The organism is Duganella sp. Dugasp78, from assembly GCF_059491455.1.
The window spans coordinates 2271489-2289767 of record NZ_CP168506.1 but is presented as its reverse complement, the minus strand read 5'-3'; the positions used below and the strand labels follow the sequence as shown (position 1 = coordinate 2289767).

The following is an 18279-nucleotide window of genomic DNA, read 5'->3' as shown; positions in this document are numbered from 1 at the left end:
CTCCAATGTTAAATTGGGTAATTCTTACTATGGTATTTCCGAATTGCTTGGACTAAACGCGAGAAAAGCGCCGGACTTTAGTTCTTAACGTCAATATCCAGACCAACTTTAGGATACCAGCCCTGGGAATTTTCCTAGCGTTAACATTTTTATGGCAACAGAACGGCACATAGCTTCAATTAATCACACTGAAAAACCCGGTGCCGGCAACCGTCCTGACCGTACAAAGCGACAAATTTACTGACTGCATTAAGCTTTTTTGTTTTCCACACGCAACAAAAAAAATCCCGCCAACGCTTGCATCGTGCTATGAAACCTGCCCCGGAGGGCAAAACGGCAGGGCCTGAGCCCTGCCGTTCATCCCTGCCGCGCCTTACTTGGCCGGCGAGGCCAGGAAGCCGTGGCCGCCTTGCGATTGCAGCGCTTTGAGGCGCAGCTCGCAGTCGGTGGCCGCCTGGTCCGGCGCGCCCAGCGGTTTCTCGCTGAACTGGCGGATGGCGCCGGCCAGTTGCGCCACATTGCTGTCGACGCCGCCAGGCACTTCCAGTTTGGCCGCCGCCGGCGCCGCCGCCGCGCTGCCGGCAAAGCTGGACAAGGCCTGCGCCATGCCGCTGACATTACCGTTCAGGTTGCCGGTTGGGGTGGTGGCGAACCACACGTCGGCCGCCGCGTGGCTGGCGCCGTCGGCCGTCTCGAAGGTCGAGCTCAGGCCCAGGATGTTGCCGTTGTTGACGGCGCCGTCCTGCTTGACGTCCAGGTTGAGCTTGGTGATGCCCAGCGCCTGCAGCGATTTGAGCTCGTCGGCCTGGCTGATGCCGTCCGCGTTGCCGTCGACCCAGACGCGCAGGTCACCGAAGGCCGCGTCCTTGGCGTCGACCACGCCGTCGCCGTTGCTGTCCAGTTCAGCCAGTGCCTGGTAGCCGGTGGCGGCTTTGCGGCCGTCGGCCAGGGTGGTGCCGGAACCGAACAACTCGCCGCCGTCGTTGATGACGCCGTCGTGGTTGCGGTCCAGGGCCAGCAAGCCGTCGCCACCGCCGACCCAGCCGGTGTTGACTTGATTGCCGTTGGCCAGCAGGTCGAAGCGCACGCCGGCCGACTGGTCCAGCGTGGTGACGCCGTCGCCGTTCAGGTCCAGCGCCAGCGGGGTGATGTAGGACAGCGCGGCGGTCTGGGCGGCGGTCAGCGACTGGATCAGCTGCGGCTGGCCGATCCAGGCATGCAGCTGGGCCGAACTCAGCGCATGGATCTGCTGCGTGGTCATGCTGCTGACCTGGGCAGTGCTCATGCTGACCATCTGGCGTGTGCTCAGGCCGGCCAGCGTGGTCACTTGCATGGCCACCAGGTCGGCTGTCTCCAGCGCGCCGAAGGCGGCGGTGCTCAGGCCGGCCACCTGGGTGCTGGTCAGCAAGGCGACCTGGCTCGAGCTCAGGGCCACGCCCTGGGCGCTGCTCAAGGCGCCCAGCTGGCTGGCGGTCAGCGCAACCACGTCCTGCGTGCTCAGCACGGACACGCTGGAGGTCGACAGCGCGGCCACATTCCTGGTCGACAACGCCGTGACCTGGGTCACGCTCAGCGAAGCGGCCTGGGCCGTCGTCAGCGCGCCGATCTGGCCGGTGGTCAGGCCGACCGCGAAGGCGGCGGTGCCCAGCACGGCGACCTGGGCCACCGACAGGGCGGCGACCTGGCCGGTGCTCAGCGAAGCGAGTTGGGCGGTACGCAGGCCGGCAACGTCGGCGCTGCTCAGGGCCGCCAGGTCGGCCGTTTCGATGCCGCTGACGCTGGTCAGCGCAACCACCTGGGCAACCGTCAAGGTGCCGATCTGGGCCGAGCTCAGCGCGGCCACCTGGCTGGTGGTCAGCACGCCCATGGTGCCGGTGCTGAGAGCGGCCAGCGCGGCCGTGCCCAGCGAGGCGACTTGCGCGGTGGTCAGCGCGGCGGCCTGGGCGGTGCTCAGCAGCCCGATGGCGGCGGTCTTCAGCAGCCCCAGGTCTTCGGTCGACAGCGCAGCAAGCGCGGCCGTCGTCAGCGCCGCCACCTGCGTCGTGCTCAACACGGCGGCATCGTTGCTGCTCAGGGCTGCCACCTGGGTAGCGCTCAGCGTCTTGACCTGGGCCGCGGTCAGGCCGCCGATGGCGGCGGTCGACAGCGCGGCGAAGTCGGCCGTCTCCAGCGCCACCAGGGCGTTGCTCGACAGCGCGCCCACCTGGGCACTGGTCAGCACGCCGGCCTGGGCCGCCGTCAGCGCGACGATCTGGCCGGTGGTCAGCGCGGCCACGCCGGCCGTGCTCAGCGCCATGACCTGGGTGCTGGTCAGGCTGCTCACCTGGCCGGTGGTCAGGTTGGCCACCTGGACGGTGCGCAGGGCGCCGATGTCGCCGGCGCTCAGGTTGCCCAGGTTGGCGGTGGTGATCAGGCTCAGGTTGGCCGTGGTCAGCGCGGCCACCTGCGCCGTGGTCAGGCCGGCGATCTGGTTCGACGCCAGCACGCTGACCTGGCTGGTGCTCAGCGAGGCGATGCCGGCCGTGCTCAGCGCGGCCAGCGCGGCGGTCGCCATCGAGGCGATCTGGGTGGTGCTCAGGGCGGCGATCTGGCCCGTGCTCAGCACGGCCAGCGCGGCCGCCTGCAGCGCCGACAGGTCGGCCGTCTCCAGCGCGCCGATGGCGTTGGTCGACAGCGCGGCCACTTGCGCGGTGGTCAGCGCGGCCGCCTCGGCGGTGGTCAGCGCCACCACCTGGGCGGTGCCCAGGGCCTTGAACTGCGCCACGCTCAGCGCGGCGATGGCGGCGGTCGACAGTGCGGCGAAGTCGGCCGTCTCCAGCGCGGCCACCGCGTTGGTCGACAGCGCGGCCACCTGCGCCGTGCTCAGCACGGACGCCTCGGCGGTGCTCAGGGCAACGATCTGGCTGGTGCTCAGCGCGCCCACGTTGGCCGCGCTCAGCTGCGTCATCTGGGTGGTCGACAGCGCGGCCACCTGGGCCGCGGTCAGGCCCGCCACCTGGGCGCTGCGCAGCGCGACGATGTCGGCGCTGCCCAGGGCCACCAGGTCGGCCGTTTCAATGCCGCTGATGCCGGCCGCCGACAGGGCGGCGATCTGGGTCGCGCTCAGCTGGGCGATCTGCGCCGAGCTCAGTGCGACAACCTGGTTGCTGCTCAGGGCCGCCATCGAGGTGCTGCTCAATACGGCCAGCATCGCGGTCGACAGCGAGGTGACCTGGGCGGTGGTCAATGCGGCGGCCTGGGCACTGCCCAGCGCGCCGATCGCGCTCAGCTTGACCAGCGCCATATCTTCGGTCGACAGCGCGGCGATGCCGGCCGTGCTCAGCGCCAGCACTTGCGTGCTGCTCAGGGCCACGGCGTCGCTGGTGCTCAGCGCGGCCACCTGGCCGGCGGTCAGCACCTTCATCTGGGCCGCGGTCAGGCCGCCGACAGCGGCGGTCGACAGCGCGGCAAAGTCGGCCGTCTCCAGCGCCACCAGGGCGTTGCTCGACAGCGCGCCCACCTGGGCACTGGTCAGCACGCCGGCCTGGGCCGCCGTCAGCGCGACGATCTGGCCGGTGGTCAGCGCGGCCACGCCGGCCGTGCTCAGCGCCATGACCTGGGTGCTGGTCAGGCTGCTCACCTGGCCAGTGGTCAGGTTGGCCACCTGGACGGTGCGCAGGGCGCCGATGTCGCCGGCGCTCAGGTTGCCCAGGTTGGCGGTGGTGATCAGGCTCAGGTTGGCCGTGGTCAGCGCGGCCACCTGCGCCGTGGTCAGGCCGGCGATCTGGTTCGACGCCAGCACGCTGACCTGGCTGGTGCTCAGCGAGGCGATGCCGGCCGTGCTCAGCGCGGCCAGCGCGGCGGTCGCCATCGAGGCGATCTGGGTGGTGCTCAGGGCGGCGATCTGGCCCGTGCTCAGCACGGCCAGCGCGGCCGCCTGCAGCGCCGACAGGTCGGCCGTCTCCAGCGCGCCAATGGCGTTGGTCGACAGCGCGGCCACTTGCGCGGTGGTCAGCGCGGCCGCCTCGGCGGTGGTCAGCGCCACCACCTGGGCGCTGCCCAGGGCCTTGAACTGCGCCACGCTCAGCGCGGCGATGGCGGCGGTCGACAGTGCGGCGAAGTCGGCCGTCTCCAGCGCGGCCACCGCGTTGGTCGACAGCGCGGCCACCTGCGCCGTGCTCAGCACGGACGCCTCGGCGGTGCTCAGGGCAACGATCTGGCTGGTGCTCAGCGCGCCCACGTTGGCCGCGCTCAGCTGCGTCATCTGGGTGGTCGACAGCGCGGCCACCTGGGCCGCGGTCAGGCCCGCCACCTGGGCGCTGCGCAGCGCGACCATGTCGGCGCTGCCCAGCGCCACCAGGTCGGCCGTTTCAATGCCGCTGATGCCGGCCGCCGACAGGGCGGCGATCTGGGTCGCGCTCAGCTGGGCGATCTGCGCCGAGCTCAGTGCGACAACCTGGTTGCTGCTCAGGGCCGCCATCGAGGTGCTGCTCAATACGGCCAGCATCGCGGTCGACAGCGAGGTGACCTGGGCGGTGGTCAATGCGGCGGCCTGGGCGCTGCCCAGCGCGCCGATCGCGCTCAGCTTGACCAGCGCCATATCTTCGGTCGACAGCGCGGCGATGCCGGCCGTGCTCAGCGCCAGCACTTGCGTGCTGCTCAGGGCCACGGCGTCGCTGGTGCTCAGCGCGGCCACCTGGCCGGCGGTCAGCACCTTCATCTGGGCCGCGGTCAGGCCGCCGACAGCGGCGGTCGACAGCGCGGCAAAGTCGGCCGTCTCCAGCGCCACCAGGGCGTTGCTCGACAGCGCGCCCACCTGGGCACTGGTCAGCACGCCAGCCTGGGCCGCCGTCAGCGCGACGATCTGGCCGGTGGTCAGCGCGGCCACGCCGGCCGTGCTCAGCGCCATGACCTGGGTGCTGGTCAGGCTGCTCACCTGGCCGGTGGTCAGGTTGGCCACCTGGACGGTGCGCAGGGCGCCGATGTCGCCGGCGCTCAGGTTGCCCAGGTTGGCGGTGGTGATCAGGCTCAGGTTGGCCGTGGTCAGCGCGGCCACCTGCGCCGTGGTCAGGCCGGCGATCTGGTTCGACGCCAGCACGCTGACCTGGCTGGTGCTCAGCGAGGCGATGCCGGCCGTGCTCAGCGCGGCCAGCGCGGCGGTCGCCATCGAGGCGATCTGGGTGGTGCTCAGGGCGGCGATCTGGCCCGTGCTCAGCACGGCCAGCGCGGCCGCCTGCAGCGCCGACAGGTCGGCCGTCTCCAGCGCGCCGATGGCGTTGGTCGACAGCGCGGCCACTTGCGCGGTGGTCAGCGCGGCCGCCTCAGCGGTGGTCAGCGCCACCACCTGGGCGGTGCCCAGGGCCTTGAACTGCGCCACGCTCAGCGTGGCGATGGCGGCGGTCGACAGTGCGGCGAAGTCGGCCGTCTCCAGCGCGGCCACCGCGTTGGTCGACAGCGCGGCCACCTGCGCCGTGCTCAGCACGGACGCCTCGGCGGTGCTCAGGGCAACGATCTGGCTGGTGCTCAGCGCGCCCACGTTGGCCGCGCTCAGCTGCGTCATCTGGGCGGTCGACAGCGCGGCCACCTGGGCCGCGGTCAGGCCCGCCACCTGGGCGCTGCGCAGCGCGACGATGTCGGCGCTGCCCAGCGCCACCAGGTCGGCCGTTTCAATGCCGCTGATGCCGGCCGCCGACAGGGCGGCGATCTGGGTCGCGCTCAGCTGGGCGATCTGCGCCGAGCTCAGTGCGACGACCTGGTTGCTGCTCAGGGCCGCCATCGAGGTGCTGCTCAATACGGCCAGCATCGCGGTCGACAGCGAGGTGACCTGGGCGGTGGTCAATGCGGCGGCCTGGGCGCTGCCCAGCGCGCCGATCGCGCTCAGCTTGACCAGCGCCATATCTTCGGTCGACAGCGCGGCGATGCCGGCCGTGCTCAGCGCCAGCACTTGCGTGCTGCTCAGGGCCACGGCGTCGCTGGTGCTCAGCGCGGCCACCTGGCCGGCGGTCAGCACCTTCATCTGGGCCGCGGTCAGGCCGCCGACAGCGGCGGTCGACAGCGCGGCAAAGTCGGCCGTCTCCAGCGCCACCAGGGCGTTGCTCGACAGCGCGCCCACCTGGGCACTGGTCAGCACGCCGGCCTGGGCCGCCGTCAGCGCGACGATCTGGCCGGTGGTCAGCGCGGCCACGCCGGCCGTGCTCAGCGCCATGACCTGGGTGCTGGTCAGGCTGCTCACCTGGCCGGTGGTCAGGTTGGCCACCTGGACGGTGCGCAGGGCGCCGATGTCGCCGGCGCTCAGGTTGCCCAGGTTGGCGGTGGTGATCAGGCTCAGGTTGGCCGTGGTCAGCGCGGCCACCTGCGCCGTGGTCAGGCCGGCGATCTGGTTCGACGCCAGCACGCTGACCTGGCTGGTGCTCAGCGAGGCGATGCCGGCCGTGCTCAGCGCGGCCAGCGCGGCGGTCGCCATCGAGGCGATCTGGGTGGTGCTCAGGGCGGCGATCTGGCCCGTGCTCAGCACGGCCAGCGCGGCCGCCTGCAGCGCCGACAGGTCGGCCGTCTCCAGCGCGCCGATGGCGTTGGTCGACAGCGCGGCCACCTGCGCGGTGGTCAGCGCGGCCGCCTCGGCGGTGGTCAGCGCCACCACCTGGGCGGTGCCCAGGGCCTTGAACTGCGCCACGCTCAGCGCGGCGATGGCGGCGGTCGACAGTGCGGCGAAGTCGGCCGTCTCCAGCGCGGCCACCGCGTTGGTCGACAGCGCGGCCACCTGCGCCGTGCTCAGCACGGATGCCTCGGCGGTGCTCAGGGCAACGATCTGGCTGGTGCTCAGCGCGCCCACGTTGGCCGCGCTCAGCTGCGTCATCTGGGCGGTCGACAGCGCGGCCACCTGGGCCGCGGTCAGGCCCGCCACCTGGGCGCTGCGCAGCGCGACGATGTCGGCGCTGCCCAGGGCCACCAGGTCGGCCGTTTCAATGCCGCTGATGCCGGCCGCCGACAGGGCGGCGATCTGGGTCGCGCTCAGCTGGGCGATCTGCGCCGAGCTCAGTGCGACAACCTGGTTGCTGCTCAGGGCCGCCATCGAGGTGCTGCTCAATACGGCCAGCATCGCGGTCGACAGCGAGGTGACCTGGGCGGTGGTCAATGCGGCGGCCTGGGCGCTGCCCAGCGCGCCGATCGCGCTCAGCTTGACCAGCGCCATATCTTCGGTCGACAGCGCGGCGATGCCGGCCGTGCTCAGCGCCAGCACTTGCGTGCTGCTCAGGGCCACGGCGTCGCTGGTGCTCAGCGCGGCCACCTGGCCGGCGGTCAGCACCTTCATCTGGGCCGCGGTCAGGCCGCCGACAGCGGCGGTCGACAGCGCGGCAAAGTCGGCCGTCTCCAGCGCCACCAGGGCGTTGCTCGACAGCGCGCCCACCTGGGCACTGGTCAGCACGCCGGCCTGGGCCGCCGTCAGCGCGACGATCTGGCCGGTGGTCAGCGCGGCCACGCCGGCCGTGCTCAGCGCCATGACCTGGGTGCTGGTCAGGCTGCTCACCTGGCCGGTGGTCAGGTTGGCCACCTGGACGGTGCGCAGGGCGCCGATGTCGCCGGCGCTCAGGTTGCCCAGGTTGGCGGTGGTGATCAGGCTCAGGTTGGCCGTGGTCAGCGCGGCCACCTGCGCCGTGGTCAGGCCGGCGATCTGGTTCGACGCCAGCACGCTGACCTGGCTGGTGCTCAGCGAGGCGATGCCGGCCGTGCTCAGCGCGGCCAGCGCGGCGGTCGCCATCGAGGCGATCTGGGTGGTGCTCAGGGCGGCGATCTGGCCCGTGCTCAGCACGGCCAGCGCGGCCGCCTGCAGCGCCGACAGGTCGGCCGTCTCCAGCGCGCCGATGGCGTTGGTCGACAGCGCGGCCACCTGCGCGGTGGTCAGCGCGGCCGCCTCGGCGGTGGTCAGCGCCACCACCTGGGCGGTGCCCAGGGCCTTGAACTGCGCCACGCTCAGCGCGGCGATGGCGGCGGTCGACAGTGCGGCGAAGTCGGCCGTCTCCAGCGCGGCCACCGCGTTGGTCGACAGCGCGGCCACCTGCGCCGTGCTCAGCACGGACGCCTCGGCGGTGCTCAGGGCAACGATCTGGCTGGTGCTCAGCGCGCCCACGTTGGCCGCGCTCAGCTGCGTCATCTGGGTGGTCGACAGCGCGGCCACCTGGGCCGCGGTCAGGCCCGCCACCTGGGCGCTGCGCAGCGCGACGATGTCGGCGCTGCCCAGGGCCACCAGGTCGGCCGTTTCAATGCCGCTGATGCCGGCCGCCGACAAGGCGGCGATCTGGGTCGCGCTCAGCTGGGCGATCTGCGCCGAGCTCAGTGCGACAACCTGGTTGCTGCTCAGGGCCGCCATCGAGGTGCTGCTCAATACGGCCAGCATCGCGGTCGACAGCGAGGTGACCTGGGCGGTGGTCAATGCGGCGGCCTGGGCGCTGCCCAGCGCGCCGATCGCGCTCAGCTTGACCAGCGCCATATCTTCGGTCGACAGCGCGGCGATGCCGGCCGTGCTCAGCGCCAGCACTTGCGTGCTGCTCAGGGCCACGGCGTCGCTGGTGCTCAGCGCGGCCACCTGGCCGGCGGTCAGCACCTTCATCTGGGCCGAGGTCAGGCCGCCGACAGCGGCGGTCGACAGCGCGGCAAAGTCGGCCGTCTCCAGCGCCACCAGGGCGTTGCTCGACAGCGCGCCCACCTGGGCACTGGTCAGCACGCCGGCCTGGGCCGCCGTCAGCGCGACGATCTGGTTGGTGGTCAGCGCGGCCACGGCAGCGGTGCCCAGTGCCATGACCTGGGTGCTGGTCAGGCCGCTCACCTGGCCGGTGGTCAGGTTGGCCACCTGGACGGTGCGCAGGGCGCCGATGTCGCCGGCGCTCAGGTTGCCCAGGTTGGCGGTGGTGATCAGGCTCAGGTTGGCCGTGGTCAGCGCGGCCACCTGCGCCGTGGTCAGGCCGGCGATCTGGTTCGACTCCAGCACGCTGACCTGGCTGGTGCCCAGCGCGGCGATGCCGGCCGTGCTCAGCGCGGCCAGCGACGCGGTCGCCAGCGAGGCGATCTGAGTGGTGCTCAGCGTGGCGATCTGGGCCGTGCTCAGCGCGGCGATCGAGGCCACCTTGATCTGGGCCAGGTCGGCCGTTTCCAGCGCGGTGATGACGCCGGTGCTCAGCGCGGCGACCTGGCTCGAGGTCAGCTGCGCGGCCTGGTCGGTGGTCAGCGCCACCAGCTGCGCGGTCTTGAGCGCCTTGATCTGGCCAGTGCTGATGCCGCCGATGGCGGCGGTGGCCAGCGCGGCGATGTCGCCGGCGCTCAGCACGTTGAAGCTGGCGGTGCTCAGCGCGCCGATCTGGGCCGAGGTCAGCACGCTCATCTGCAGCGTGCTCAGGACGCCGGCCTGGGTGGTGGTGATGCCGCCGGCCAGCTGCGCCGTCGTCAGGGAGGGAATCTGAGCCGTCGTGAACGCACCTAACTGATCGGAACTAAACGCAGCAATATCAGCCGAGGTCAGTTGCAGCATCTGTGCAGTGGTCAGGCTGGCGATTTGTGCCGTCGTGAAGGTGGTTGCGAAACTCATGTAATTCTCCTGGAGGTACGACTTTATATTTGCTCAGAAAGCAACTCGGCCATCGGCTCATGCCCGACGTCCGAGTCCCTGTATTGGTAATAAAACTTGTGTAAAAGCTATTTTTTTATAACGCAGCTGGGAATTCCTGTCGGAGAAAAACTCATCCGTTCTGTATATAACGACTGAAATTGGACTTTCATTAAGTAAACTTTTTCTCGACAGAAAATTTCCTGCGAAGCCACCGTATAAGCCGCCTGACAACTACCATTTCAGGTTTTCCGACATTGGATTATAGCCTAGCTAATTTCCCAAAAGAATTTTTTTACCCCCTGTCGCAGCTCCGCAACCTGATCTTTTGGCATGTTTAATCAATAAATTAGTTGCCCGAATAAAAAATCCAGCCATAAAAGAAATATATCCGTGCGGATATCCTGACCGGCAAGTGTGACCGCCGGATGACGCGCCGCGGACACCGGGCACGACGCGCGACATCGGTGCATAATCGGCAACGCGCATCCGCGCCGCCCCCATTAGGAGAGTTTTGATATGAAACGTGGAATCCTCACCCTCGGCCTGTTTTGCCTGAGCAACACCTTGTGGCTGGCTGGCCACGCCGCCGCCGCCGGCCAGGCGCCGCTGGCCGCCGCCGCCGTGGCCGACGCCACCCGCCCGGACGCCGACAAGGCGCGCGACGCCGACCGCAAGCCGGCCGAGATGCTGGCCTTCGCCAAGGTCCAGCCGGGCCAGGTGGTGGTGGACTACTTCCCCGGCCGCGGCTACTTCACCCGCCTGTTCAGCGCGGCGGTCGGGCCGCAGGGCGCGGTGTACGCGGCGGTGCCGCAGGTGTGGATCGACCGCGCCAAGGGCAAGCCGCTGCCGCCGCCGGTGTCGGCCGAGCCGGGCCGCGCCAACGTGCATGAGACCGTCGCCGCGGCCTCGCTCAACGTGCCGGTCAAGGCCGACCTGGTGTGGACCTCGCAGAATTACCACGACATCCACATCTGGGGCGGCGCCGCCGGCACGGCCGAGTTGAACAAGGCGGCCTTCGACGCGCTCAAGCCGGGCGGCTACTATATCGTGCTGGACCACGCGGCCCAGCCGGGGCTGGACGACGCCGGCATGACCAGGCTGCACCGCGTCGACGAGGCCCTGGTCAAGAAGGAAGTGCTGGCGGCCGGCTTCGTGCTCGACGCCGAATCGCAGGCGCTGCGCAATCCCAAGGACGACCGCGGCGCCCAGGTGTTCGAGACCGGCATCCGCGCCCACACCGACCAGTTCATCCTGCGTTTCCGCAAGCCGTAAAAATGACGGCCACGAAAGCTGATTGAAATGCTAACATCGGGCATCGCCTGATCCGGGCCTCTCGATCGCTTTCGTGCCATGACCCACCCTACCCTGCAACGACTGCTGGGCACCGGCCTGCTGCTGGCGGCCAGCGCCTCCGCCCACGCCTGCCGCTACACCGAGCTGGCCGCGCTCGAGCTCAACCTCCAGGCCTCGACCGGCATCCCCTACATCGAAGGCCAGGTCAACGGCAAGCCGGTGCGCATGCTGATCGACACCGGCGCGCCGCGCACCGTGCTCACGCGCGCCGAGGCCGACCGCCAGCAGCTGCCGCTCACGCGCACCCTGAACCGCGTGCGCGGCGCCGACAGCGACAACGCCAGCTTCGCGGCCCAGCCGGAGGAGGTGGTGATCGGACCGTCGCGCGTGGCCCGGGCCTGGTTCCCGGTGGTCGAGCGCGCGGACGATCCCGGCTACGGCGGCAAGGTCGGCGCCGACTACCTGCTGCAATCGGACCTGGAGATCGCGCTGGCCGAGCGCAAGCTGAAATTCTTCCGCGACGAAGGCTGCGGCGCCAAGTCGCTGGCCTATTGGGACACCCACGCGCTGGACGTGCCGCTCGAACTCAGCGACAGGCACAGCGCCGCCTACGTGCAGGCGCAGCTCAACGGCCGCGGCGTGCGCGCGCTGATCGACAGCAGCGCCGAACAGTCGGTGGTCGACCGCGACACGGCGGCCGCGCTGGGCGTGGCTGCCACGGCGGACGGCGCCGTCTTCGACAGCTTCACACTCGGCGAGGAAACCATCGGCCACCCGCGCCTCGCGCTGGCCGCGGTGCCCAACACCCAGCAGTTCGGCATCAAGCACGTCGACATGATCCTGGGCCGCGACTTCCTGCGCGCCCACCGGGTGCTGCTGGCCACCAGCCAGCAGCGCTTCTACTACTCCTACCTGGGCGGTCAGGTGTTCGGCGCGCGGTAGCGCCAGGCCAGCACGGCGGCGGTGGCCGCCAGCAGCGCCAGCGCCACCATATTGAGCACCACCACGCCGCTGGCGAAGCGCATCACCAGGCCGACGCTGACGCCGGCCTTGACGGCGAACTGCCAGCCGCCGGCAAACGGATAGACGCTGACCAGCTGCAGCGCGTAGTACAGCGCGCCGCCCCACAGGCCGGCCTTCCAGCGCTTGAGCGACAGCACGGCCGACAGGAAGCCCAGCATGGCGGCGCCGTACAGCAGCGGCAGCGCGTCGGCCGATTGCGGCTCGCCCAGCAGCCCCAGGCTCACGCCCAGCGCCAGCGCGCTGTTGAGCAGCAGCACGCGCGCCACCCACTTCTCGAATTCCTGCATCATCTGTCGTATGTCCGCTTATCCGGTTCAGCCAAAGCGCGCCTGGTAGTCGCTGGGCACCACGCCCAGCTGGGCCGCAAACGCGCGCCGCAGATTGTACTCGCTGCCAAAGCCGCTCTGGCTGGCGGCGCGCTTGACGCTCATGCCGGGCCGCTCCAGCAGGCCGCAGGCCGCCTCCATGCGCAGCCGCAGCAGCAGCTGGGCCGGCGAGATGCCGGCCTCCTGCCGCAGCCGGCGGTGCAGGGTGCGCACCGACAGCGCGAACGCCGCCGCCATCTGCTCGACATCGATCTGCCGCTTCAGGCGCGGCCGCAGCCAGCCGGTCAGCTGGCCGTGCAAGCCCTGCGGGTCGGCCTGCGCCAGCAGCTCGGAGCTGAACTGGCGCTGGCCGCCGGGCCGCTTGAAGAACACCACCAGCCGCTTGGCCGTGTCCAGCGCGGCGCCGCGGCCGCTGTCCTCCTCGACCAGGCTCAGGGCCAGGTCCATGCCGGCGGCGATGCCGGCCGACGTGTAGTAGGGACCGTCCTTGACGTAGATCGCGTCGTCCAGCACCTGCAGGTCCGGGTACTGCGCCCGCAGCTGCGCGACGTCCATCCAGTGCGTGACGGCGCTGCGGCCCGCCAGCAGGCCGGCCCGCGCCAGCACGAAGGCGCCGGTGCAGACCGCGCAGCAGCGCCGCACACTTCCGGCGGCGCGCTGGACCCAGCGCACAGTGGCCGGGGCCAGCGCCGGACTGTCGCCCAGTTCGAGGCCACGGCCGCCGGCCACGATCAGGGTCGATCCGGCCAGGCCGCGTCCCGTCCGGGGCAGCGGCTCCGTCATCACGCTGACGCCGGCGGTGGACGCCACCAGCCCGCCGCCGGGCGCGATCATGCGGATGCGGTAGGGTTCGGGCCGACCGGCCTCGCGCGCCTCGTCGTTCGCGGTGGAGAACACTTGCGCCGAGCCCGTGGCGTCGAGCAGCACGAAGCCGGGATAAACGAGCAGCCAGATGTCGATGGGTTTCATGTGGCAGATATTCAACCATGAATGTCATTTGTGTCAACCGCCACGCAGGCATGATGGAGCCATCTACTCAAGGGAGCCACCATGACACGCACCATCGGCATCTATGTATTCGACGACGTTGAGGTACTCGACTTCGCCGGGCCGTACGAAGTATTCACCTGCGCCACGCGCATGGCCGCCAGGCTGGCGCCGGGGACGGAAGCGCCATTCCGCGTGCGCACCATCGGCCAGCGCAGCGCCATGCTGCGGGCACGCGCGGGGCTGAGCGTGTTTCCCGAGGCGGACTTCGGCAACGCCGGCCAGATCGACGTGCTGATCGTGCCGGGCGGCGTGGTCGACGCCGAGCGGGACAAGCAGGAAGTGATACGCTGGATCGCCGCCACCGCGCCGGCCTGCGAGCTGGTAGCGTCGGTGTGCACCGGCGCCTTCCTGCTGGCGCAGGCCGGGCTGCTGGACGGCCAGCAAGTGACCACGCACTGGGAAGACATCACCGACCTGCGCGCCGCCTTCCCGAGCCTGGAGGTGACGGGCGAGCGGCGCTGGATCGACAACGGCCGCACCGTCACCAGCGGCGGCATCTCGGCCGGCATGGACATGTCGCTGCACCTGGTGGCGCGGCTGGCCGGCCACGAGCTGGCCGCGCGCACCGCGCTGCAGATGGAATACGACTGGAACGAGGCATGAGGGTCGTGCGCAGCAGGGACTACCGCGCCGGGCAAGCGTGGGGCGCCGACCTGATCGCCGCCATGCGGGACGCCACCGTGCGCCTGCACTGGACCGACCAGCCCTACGGCTGGCACGTCAACGACGGCCAGGAAGTGTTCGCCGTGATGGACGGCGAGGTGGACATGCACTACCGCGGCGACGGCGCCGAACAGACGGTGACGCTGCAGGCGGGCGACATCTTCTTCGTCGACGAAGGCGAGGCCCACTCCGCCCGTCCGCGCGGCCAGGCCCGCATCCTGGTCATCGAGCGGGCCGGCAGCGTTTGAACAAAGCGCGGCGGGATTTTGCAGCGGGACTTTTTTATAGCTTTTTGAGCTGCTCTTTCGCGTAAGCGGCGCTGGCGTGGTTGGGCACCAGTTCCAGGAAACTGGTGTAGGCCTTTTTGGCCTTCTCGTTGTCGCCCAGGTGCATGCGGGCGTCGCCCAGGTTCAGGTAGGCGATGGCGCGCGAGGTGTCGATCTGCAGCGTGTTCTCGAACCAGCGCGCCGCCTCCGCGTACTTCTCCTGCTTGTAGTAGACGAAGCCCAGGTTGTTGGCGGCCAGCCCGAAGTCGGGCCTGTACTTCAAGGCCTCGGTGAACGCCGCCTCCGCCTGCGCGTACTGCTTCTCCTTGTACAGCTGCAGGCCCTTGTCGTTGGCGCGCTGCGCCAGCTGGCGGCTGGACGCATCCACCGGCTTGGGCGCGGCGATCTTCTGCTCCTCGCCCTGCAGGTTCCTGACCACCACCGTGTTGCCGTCGGCCTTCTGGTCGCGGCCCTTATCGAGCTTGCTGTTCAGGGCGATCGCGTCCGGCGACAGCTGCGCCGACTGCGCGCTGAGGAACTCCGCCTCGGCCGGCAGCTGGAACACGAACTCGCCGCCCTCCGATCCGGGCAGGCTGCCGAAGGCCGGCGTCTGCTGCGACACGCTGGCCACGGCCGGCGCCACGTAGGCCGCCAGCTCGGTGGCGGTGATCAGGCCGTCGCCGTTCAGGTCGGCCTTGCCGTTCAGGGCCTGCAGCAGGGTCCAGGTGAACACCGAGTGGCCGTTCGGGCCGCCGTCGGCCACCATCTGGTCGGCGCCGCCGGCGGTCAGCATCTGCCGGCCCATGCGGCGCGCGTTATCGCGCAGGAAGGCGCTGCTGCCGCCGCCGCGCGTCAGACCCAGGCCGCTGTAGCAGGCGTCCATCACGAACAGCACGTGCTTGGCGTTGAGGCTCTCGGCGATGTTCTGCAGGTCCGTCATCGGGATGGCGTCGAAGCTGACCTGCTGCGGGTCCGAGTCGACCGGGATGATGTAGCCCAGGTTGCGGCCGGAGCTGAGCTGGCGCGTGGCGCCGTGGCCGGCGAAGAACACGAAGATGCGGTCGTCCTTCTTCAGCTGGGCGTCGGCCAGCTTGTCGTGGAACAGCGCCAGGATGTTGTTGCGCGTGGCCTCGCCGTTCGACAGCGTAAACACCCGCTCGCCGGCGAAGCCGAAGCGGTTGACCAGCGTGTCGCGGATCGCCCTGGCGTCCTGCACCGCGTACTGCAGCTTGGGCCACTTCTGATAGTCGTTGATGCCGATGACCACCGCGTAGCTGTTGGCGTAGCCGGTGCTGACGGCGATCTTCTCCGGCTCCGGCTTGCCGCCCTTGGCCACCTTGAACTCCTGGCCGTCCCAGGCGGCGAAGCTGTAGCCGTCGGCGATCAGCTTGTCGAGCACCAGCGGCAGCGCCTTGACGCTGCGCTCGTGGATGTCGTGGAACAGGATGATGCCGCGCTGCTCCTTGTTCAGGGTGGTCAGCACGCGGTTGGCGATGGAGCTCGGCACCGGATCGGCCCAGTCCAGCGAATCGATATTCCACATCACCGAGCGCAGGCCCAGTTTGGACAGGATGGCCAGGCCCTCGGCGTTGTGGGCGCCGTACGGGAAGCGGAACAGGTCGGAGCGGCGCGCGTCGCTGGCTTTCAACAGCAGGTCGGCGTTGGCGATCTCGCCGTACAGCTGCTCGCCCTTTTCCTTGGACAGCAGCGCGTGGCTGAAGCTGTGGTTGCCCACGGTGTGGCCGGCGTCGATCAGGCGCCGGCTCTCGGCGGCGTTGGCGCTCAGGGTCTGCTTGCCCTGCGCATCGAGCTTGCCGAGGTTCTGGCCGACCTGGAAGAACACGCCCGGCACGTTGTACTGCTTGAGGATGGCCGCCACCTCCTCGGTGTAGCTCTTGTGCGGGCCGTCGTCGAAGGTCAGCACCACGGTCTTGGGCGGCAGCGCGTTGCCGAAGATCTCCTTGGCCTGCACTTCCTGCTCCGCCGTCTTGGGCGGCTCCGGATACGGCACGATGACGCCGTAGTCCTTCATGATCTGATCGCGCGCGTACAGCTTGCGCAGGTGGGCCACGTAGTCGTCCCAGCGTTCGCGCTTGGGCGTGATGGCGCGCGTGTCGAAGCGCGAGAAGATGTCGTTGATCTCCTTGTCGTACTGCTTCTCGATGTCCTCCAGCGCGGCCAGGTCCTCGCTGACGCGCTTGTGCAGCTTGATCGCTGGCAGGGTCTGGTCGGCGGCCGCCAGCTTTTGCAGCGACAGCAGCACTTCGCGGAAGGCCAGGCGGTCGGCGTCGAACAGGTCGCTGGCCGATTCGATATACGACAGCAGCGCATCGTCGGCGGCGTCGCGCTGCGACGGCGGCAGCGCCTGGGCTTGGGCCAGCATGGCCTGCACCTTGGCCAGCCGCTCCAGGTTCTCGTGGAACAGCGACTGGCCGACCTGGCCGGCGGCCTTGCGGTCGGACTCGGACAAGGACTTCTCGTCGGCCAGCAGCACGATGATCTTGCGGTAGGCCGCCAGCATATTGCGCAGTTCCGGCATGATCTCCGGCGTGGCGCCCGCGGCCGCCGTCGGGGCGGCGGCGGGCGCGCTGGCCGGCTGCTTGCCGCGCAGCGCCACGAAGGCGCCCGCGCCGGCGACGGCCACCACCACGGCCGCGATGCTCAACTGCTTGATGTATTTCATGGGCGATGTCTATAAAAAAACGAATCCCGCATTCTATGACATATTTGCTAATGATCCACTTTCCGGCGGGGGTCAAGTCTGACATTCGGACACGACCTCCGCCGTAGACGCGACTACTGCACAGCTCGTGTCCAAATGTCAGACTTGACCCCGGGGTAGCCGTCCGTCAGCGTGTGCAGGAAGGCCACCACGTCGGCGATTTCCCTGTCGTTCAGCGCGGGCCGGCCGCCGGGCCGGCCGCCGAACGGCGCTTCCATATTGACGTTGGCGTCCATGCCGGCCGGCTGGTCGTCGAACTTGTGGACGCTGCCGTCGGCCTGGCGCGGATACCATTTCTGCGGCGCCGTGTCGCGCTGCGCGTAGAAGCGCACCACCTGCTCCAGGCTGTCGAAGCTGCCGTTGTGGAAGTAGACCTTGCGCAGCGCGACGTTGCGCAGCGACGGCGTGCGGAAGCGGCCGCAGTATTCGCGGTGCGCGCGCAGGTCGGTGCGGTCCGGGCCGCACAGGCCGAGGTCGAAATACGCCGGGTCGGCGTTGACCGCCAGCTTGCCGTTGCGCGGCACGCCCAGGTTGATCAGGCCGTAGTCGGTGAACTGCGGGAAGGCCCCGCCCTGCGCGATCCTGCTGATGTGGCAGGACGCGCAGTTGCCCTTGTGCTCGTCGTTGAACAGGGCCAGGCCGCGCGCCTCCTGCGGCGTCAGCGCGGCCTGCTTGCGCAGGTAGGCGTCGTACTTGCTGGTGTAGGGGTAGAAGTCGGCCGGGCTTTGCTGGAACACCTCCAGCGCCATCAGCGCGGCGCGCATGGCGGCGTCGGGATGGTCGAAGATGTCGTCGCCGAAGGCTTGCCGGAACTGCGGCGCCAGCGGGCCGGCGCGCAGCCTGGCCACCACCGCCGCGTCATCCTTGTTGCCCATCTCGCGCGGCGACAGCAGCGGTCCGCGCGCCTGCTCGTGCGCCGAGCGCGCGCGGCCGTCCCAGTCGTAGCCGCCGGTCGGGCCGGCGTCGACGCTGTCGTCGCCGTCGTCGTCGTGATAGTGCTCGCTGAACGGCGGCACCGTCTGCAGATACTTCAGCGACGGCGCGGCGCGCGTGCCTTGCGTGGCGCCGTCAATGCCGCTCAGCTGCGCCGCCAGCCGGTTGGGCGGGGCGTAGGCGTGGTCGGGATGGTGGCAACTGGCGCAGCTGTCGCGGCCGGACGCCGACAAGCTGGTCTCGCTGAACATGGCGCGCCCCAGCGCCGTCAGCACCGGCACAGTGGGCTGATGCTGCATCGGCGCGTAGGCGGCGGGCGCGGACGCGGCGGACAGCGCGGCAGGCGGTTTCTGGCAGGCCGCCAGTAGCGCGGCAGAGGCGGCGGCGAGGACAACGACAATCTTTTTCATGCGGCAAGCCTAG

9 protein-coding genes are annotated in these 18279 nt (G+C 69.7%); 4 read left to right on the top strand and 5 right to left on the bottom strand.

Annotated elements, in window-relative coordinates; all coding sequences use genetic code 11:
* Positions 1 to 373 precede the first annotated feature (373 nt).
* Entirely contained in the window at positions 374 to 9559 is a 9186-nt protein-coding gene (locus ACEN9O_RS10165) for a beta strand repeat-containing protein (protein WP_495617434.1), read from the bottom strand.
* Between the two features lie 537 nt (positions 9560 to 10096).
* On the opposite strand from ACEN9O_RS10165, the gene ACEN9O_RS10160 reads away from it, so the two are divergent.
* A complete protein-coding gene (locus tag ACEN9O_RS10160; protein WP_495617433.1) occupies positions 10097 to 10852 on the top strand; it encodes a class I SAM-dependent methyltransferase in 756 nt (251 codons plus the stop codon).
* Positions 10853 to 10930: 78 nt separating this feature from the next.
* Complete coding sequence (locus ACEN9O_RS10155) at positions 10931 to 11815, top strand: retropepsin-like aspartic protease (RefSeq protein ID WP_495617432.1); 885 nt, start codon at positions 10931 to 10933, stop codon at positions 11813 to 11815.
* Here the strand turns inward: ACEN9O_RS10155 and ACEN9O_RS10150 are convergent.
* Entirely contained in the window at positions 11794 to 12186 is a 393-nt protein-coding gene (locus ACEN9O_RS10150) for a hypothetical protein (protein ID WP_495617431.1), read from the bottom strand. The two genes, ACEN9O_RS10155 and ACEN9O_RS10150, sit on opposite strands and share 22 nt — an antisense overlap.
* Positions 12187 to 12210: 24 nt before the next feature.
* Entirely contained in the window at positions 12211 to 13191 is a 981-nt protein-coding gene (locus tag ACEN9O_RS10145; protein ID WP_495617430.1) for a GlxA family transcriptional regulator, read from the bottom strand.
* 81 nt (positions 13192 to 13272) lie between these two features.
* On the opposite strand from ACEN9O_RS10145, the gene ACEN9O_RS10140 reads away from it, so the two are divergent.
* Together ACEN9O_RS10140 and ACEN9O_RS10135 are read left to right on the top strand one after the other, a co-directional pair.
* A complete protein-coding gene (locus ACEN9O_RS10140) occupies positions 13273 to 13875 on the top strand; it encodes a DJ-1/PfpI family protein (protein ID WP_495617429.1) in 603 nt (200 codons plus the stop codon).
* Entirely contained in the window at positions 13872 to 14183 is a 312-nt protein-coding gene (locus ACEN9O_RS10135; RefSeq protein ID WP_495617428.1) for a cupin domain-containing protein, read from the top strand. The genes ACEN9O_RS10140 and ACEN9O_RS10135 overlap by 4 nt, the downstream gene beginning before the upstream one ends.
* A gap of 34 nt (positions 14184 to 14217) precedes the next feature.
* Here ACEN9O_RS10135 and ACEN9O_RS10130 read toward each other — a convergent pair whose 3' ends face one another.
* Complete coding sequence (locus ACEN9O_RS10130) at positions 14218 to 16884, bottom strand: polysaccharide deacetylase family protein (protein WP_495617427.1); 2667 nt, start codon at positions 16882 to 16884, stop codon at positions 14218 to 14220.
* 113 nt (positions 16885 to 16997) lie between these two features.
* Positions 16998 to 18266, bottom strand: a complete 1269-nt coding sequence (locus tag ACEN9O_RS10125) for a cytochrome-c peroxidase (protein ID WP_495617426.1) — start codon at positions 18264 to 18266, stop codon at positions 16998 to 17000.
* Positions 18267 to 18279: the final 13 nt, after the last annotated feature.

Excerpts from the sequence above, each read along its gene's own strand:
- ACEN9O_RS10150 (WP_495617431.1), bottom strand. The coding sequence starts at position 12,186 with ATGATGCAGGAATTCGAGAAGTGGGTGGCGCGCGTGCTGCTGCTCAAC.
- ACEN9O_RS10145 (WP_495617430.1), bottom strand. The coding sequence starts at position 13,191 with ATGAAACCCATCGACATCTGGCTGCTCGTTTATCCCGGCTTCGTGCTG.
- ACEN9O_RS10160 (WP_495617433.1), top strand. The coding sequence starts at position 10,097 with ATGAAACGTGGAATCCTCACCCTCGGCCTGTTTTGCCTGAGCAACACC.
- ACEN9O_RS10165 (WP_495617434.1), bottom strand. The coding sequence starts at position 9,559 with ATGAGTTTCGCAACCACCTTCACGACGGCACAAATCGCCAGCCTGACC.
- ACEN9O_RS10140 (WP_495617429.1), top strand. The coding sequence starts at position 13,273 with ATGACACGCACCATCGGCATCTATGTATTCGACGACGTTGAGGTACTC.
- ACEN9O_RS10130 (WP_495617427.1), bottom strand. The coding sequence starts at position 16,884 with ATGAAATACATCAAGCAGTTGAGCATCGCGGCCGTGGTGGTGGCCGTC.
- ACEN9O_RS10155 (WP_495617432.1), top strand. The coding sequence starts at position 10,931 with ATGACCCACCCTACCCTGCAACGACTGCTGGGCACCGGCCTGCTGCTG.
- ACEN9O_RS10135 (WP_495617428.1), top strand. The coding sequence starts at position 13,872 with ATGAGGGTCGTGCGCAGCAGGGACTACCGCGCCGGGCAAGCGTGGGGC.
- ACEN9O_RS10125 (WP_495617426.1), bottom strand. The coding sequence starts at position 18,266 with ATGAAAAAGATTGTCGTTGTCCTCGCCGCCGCCTCTGCCGCGCTACTG.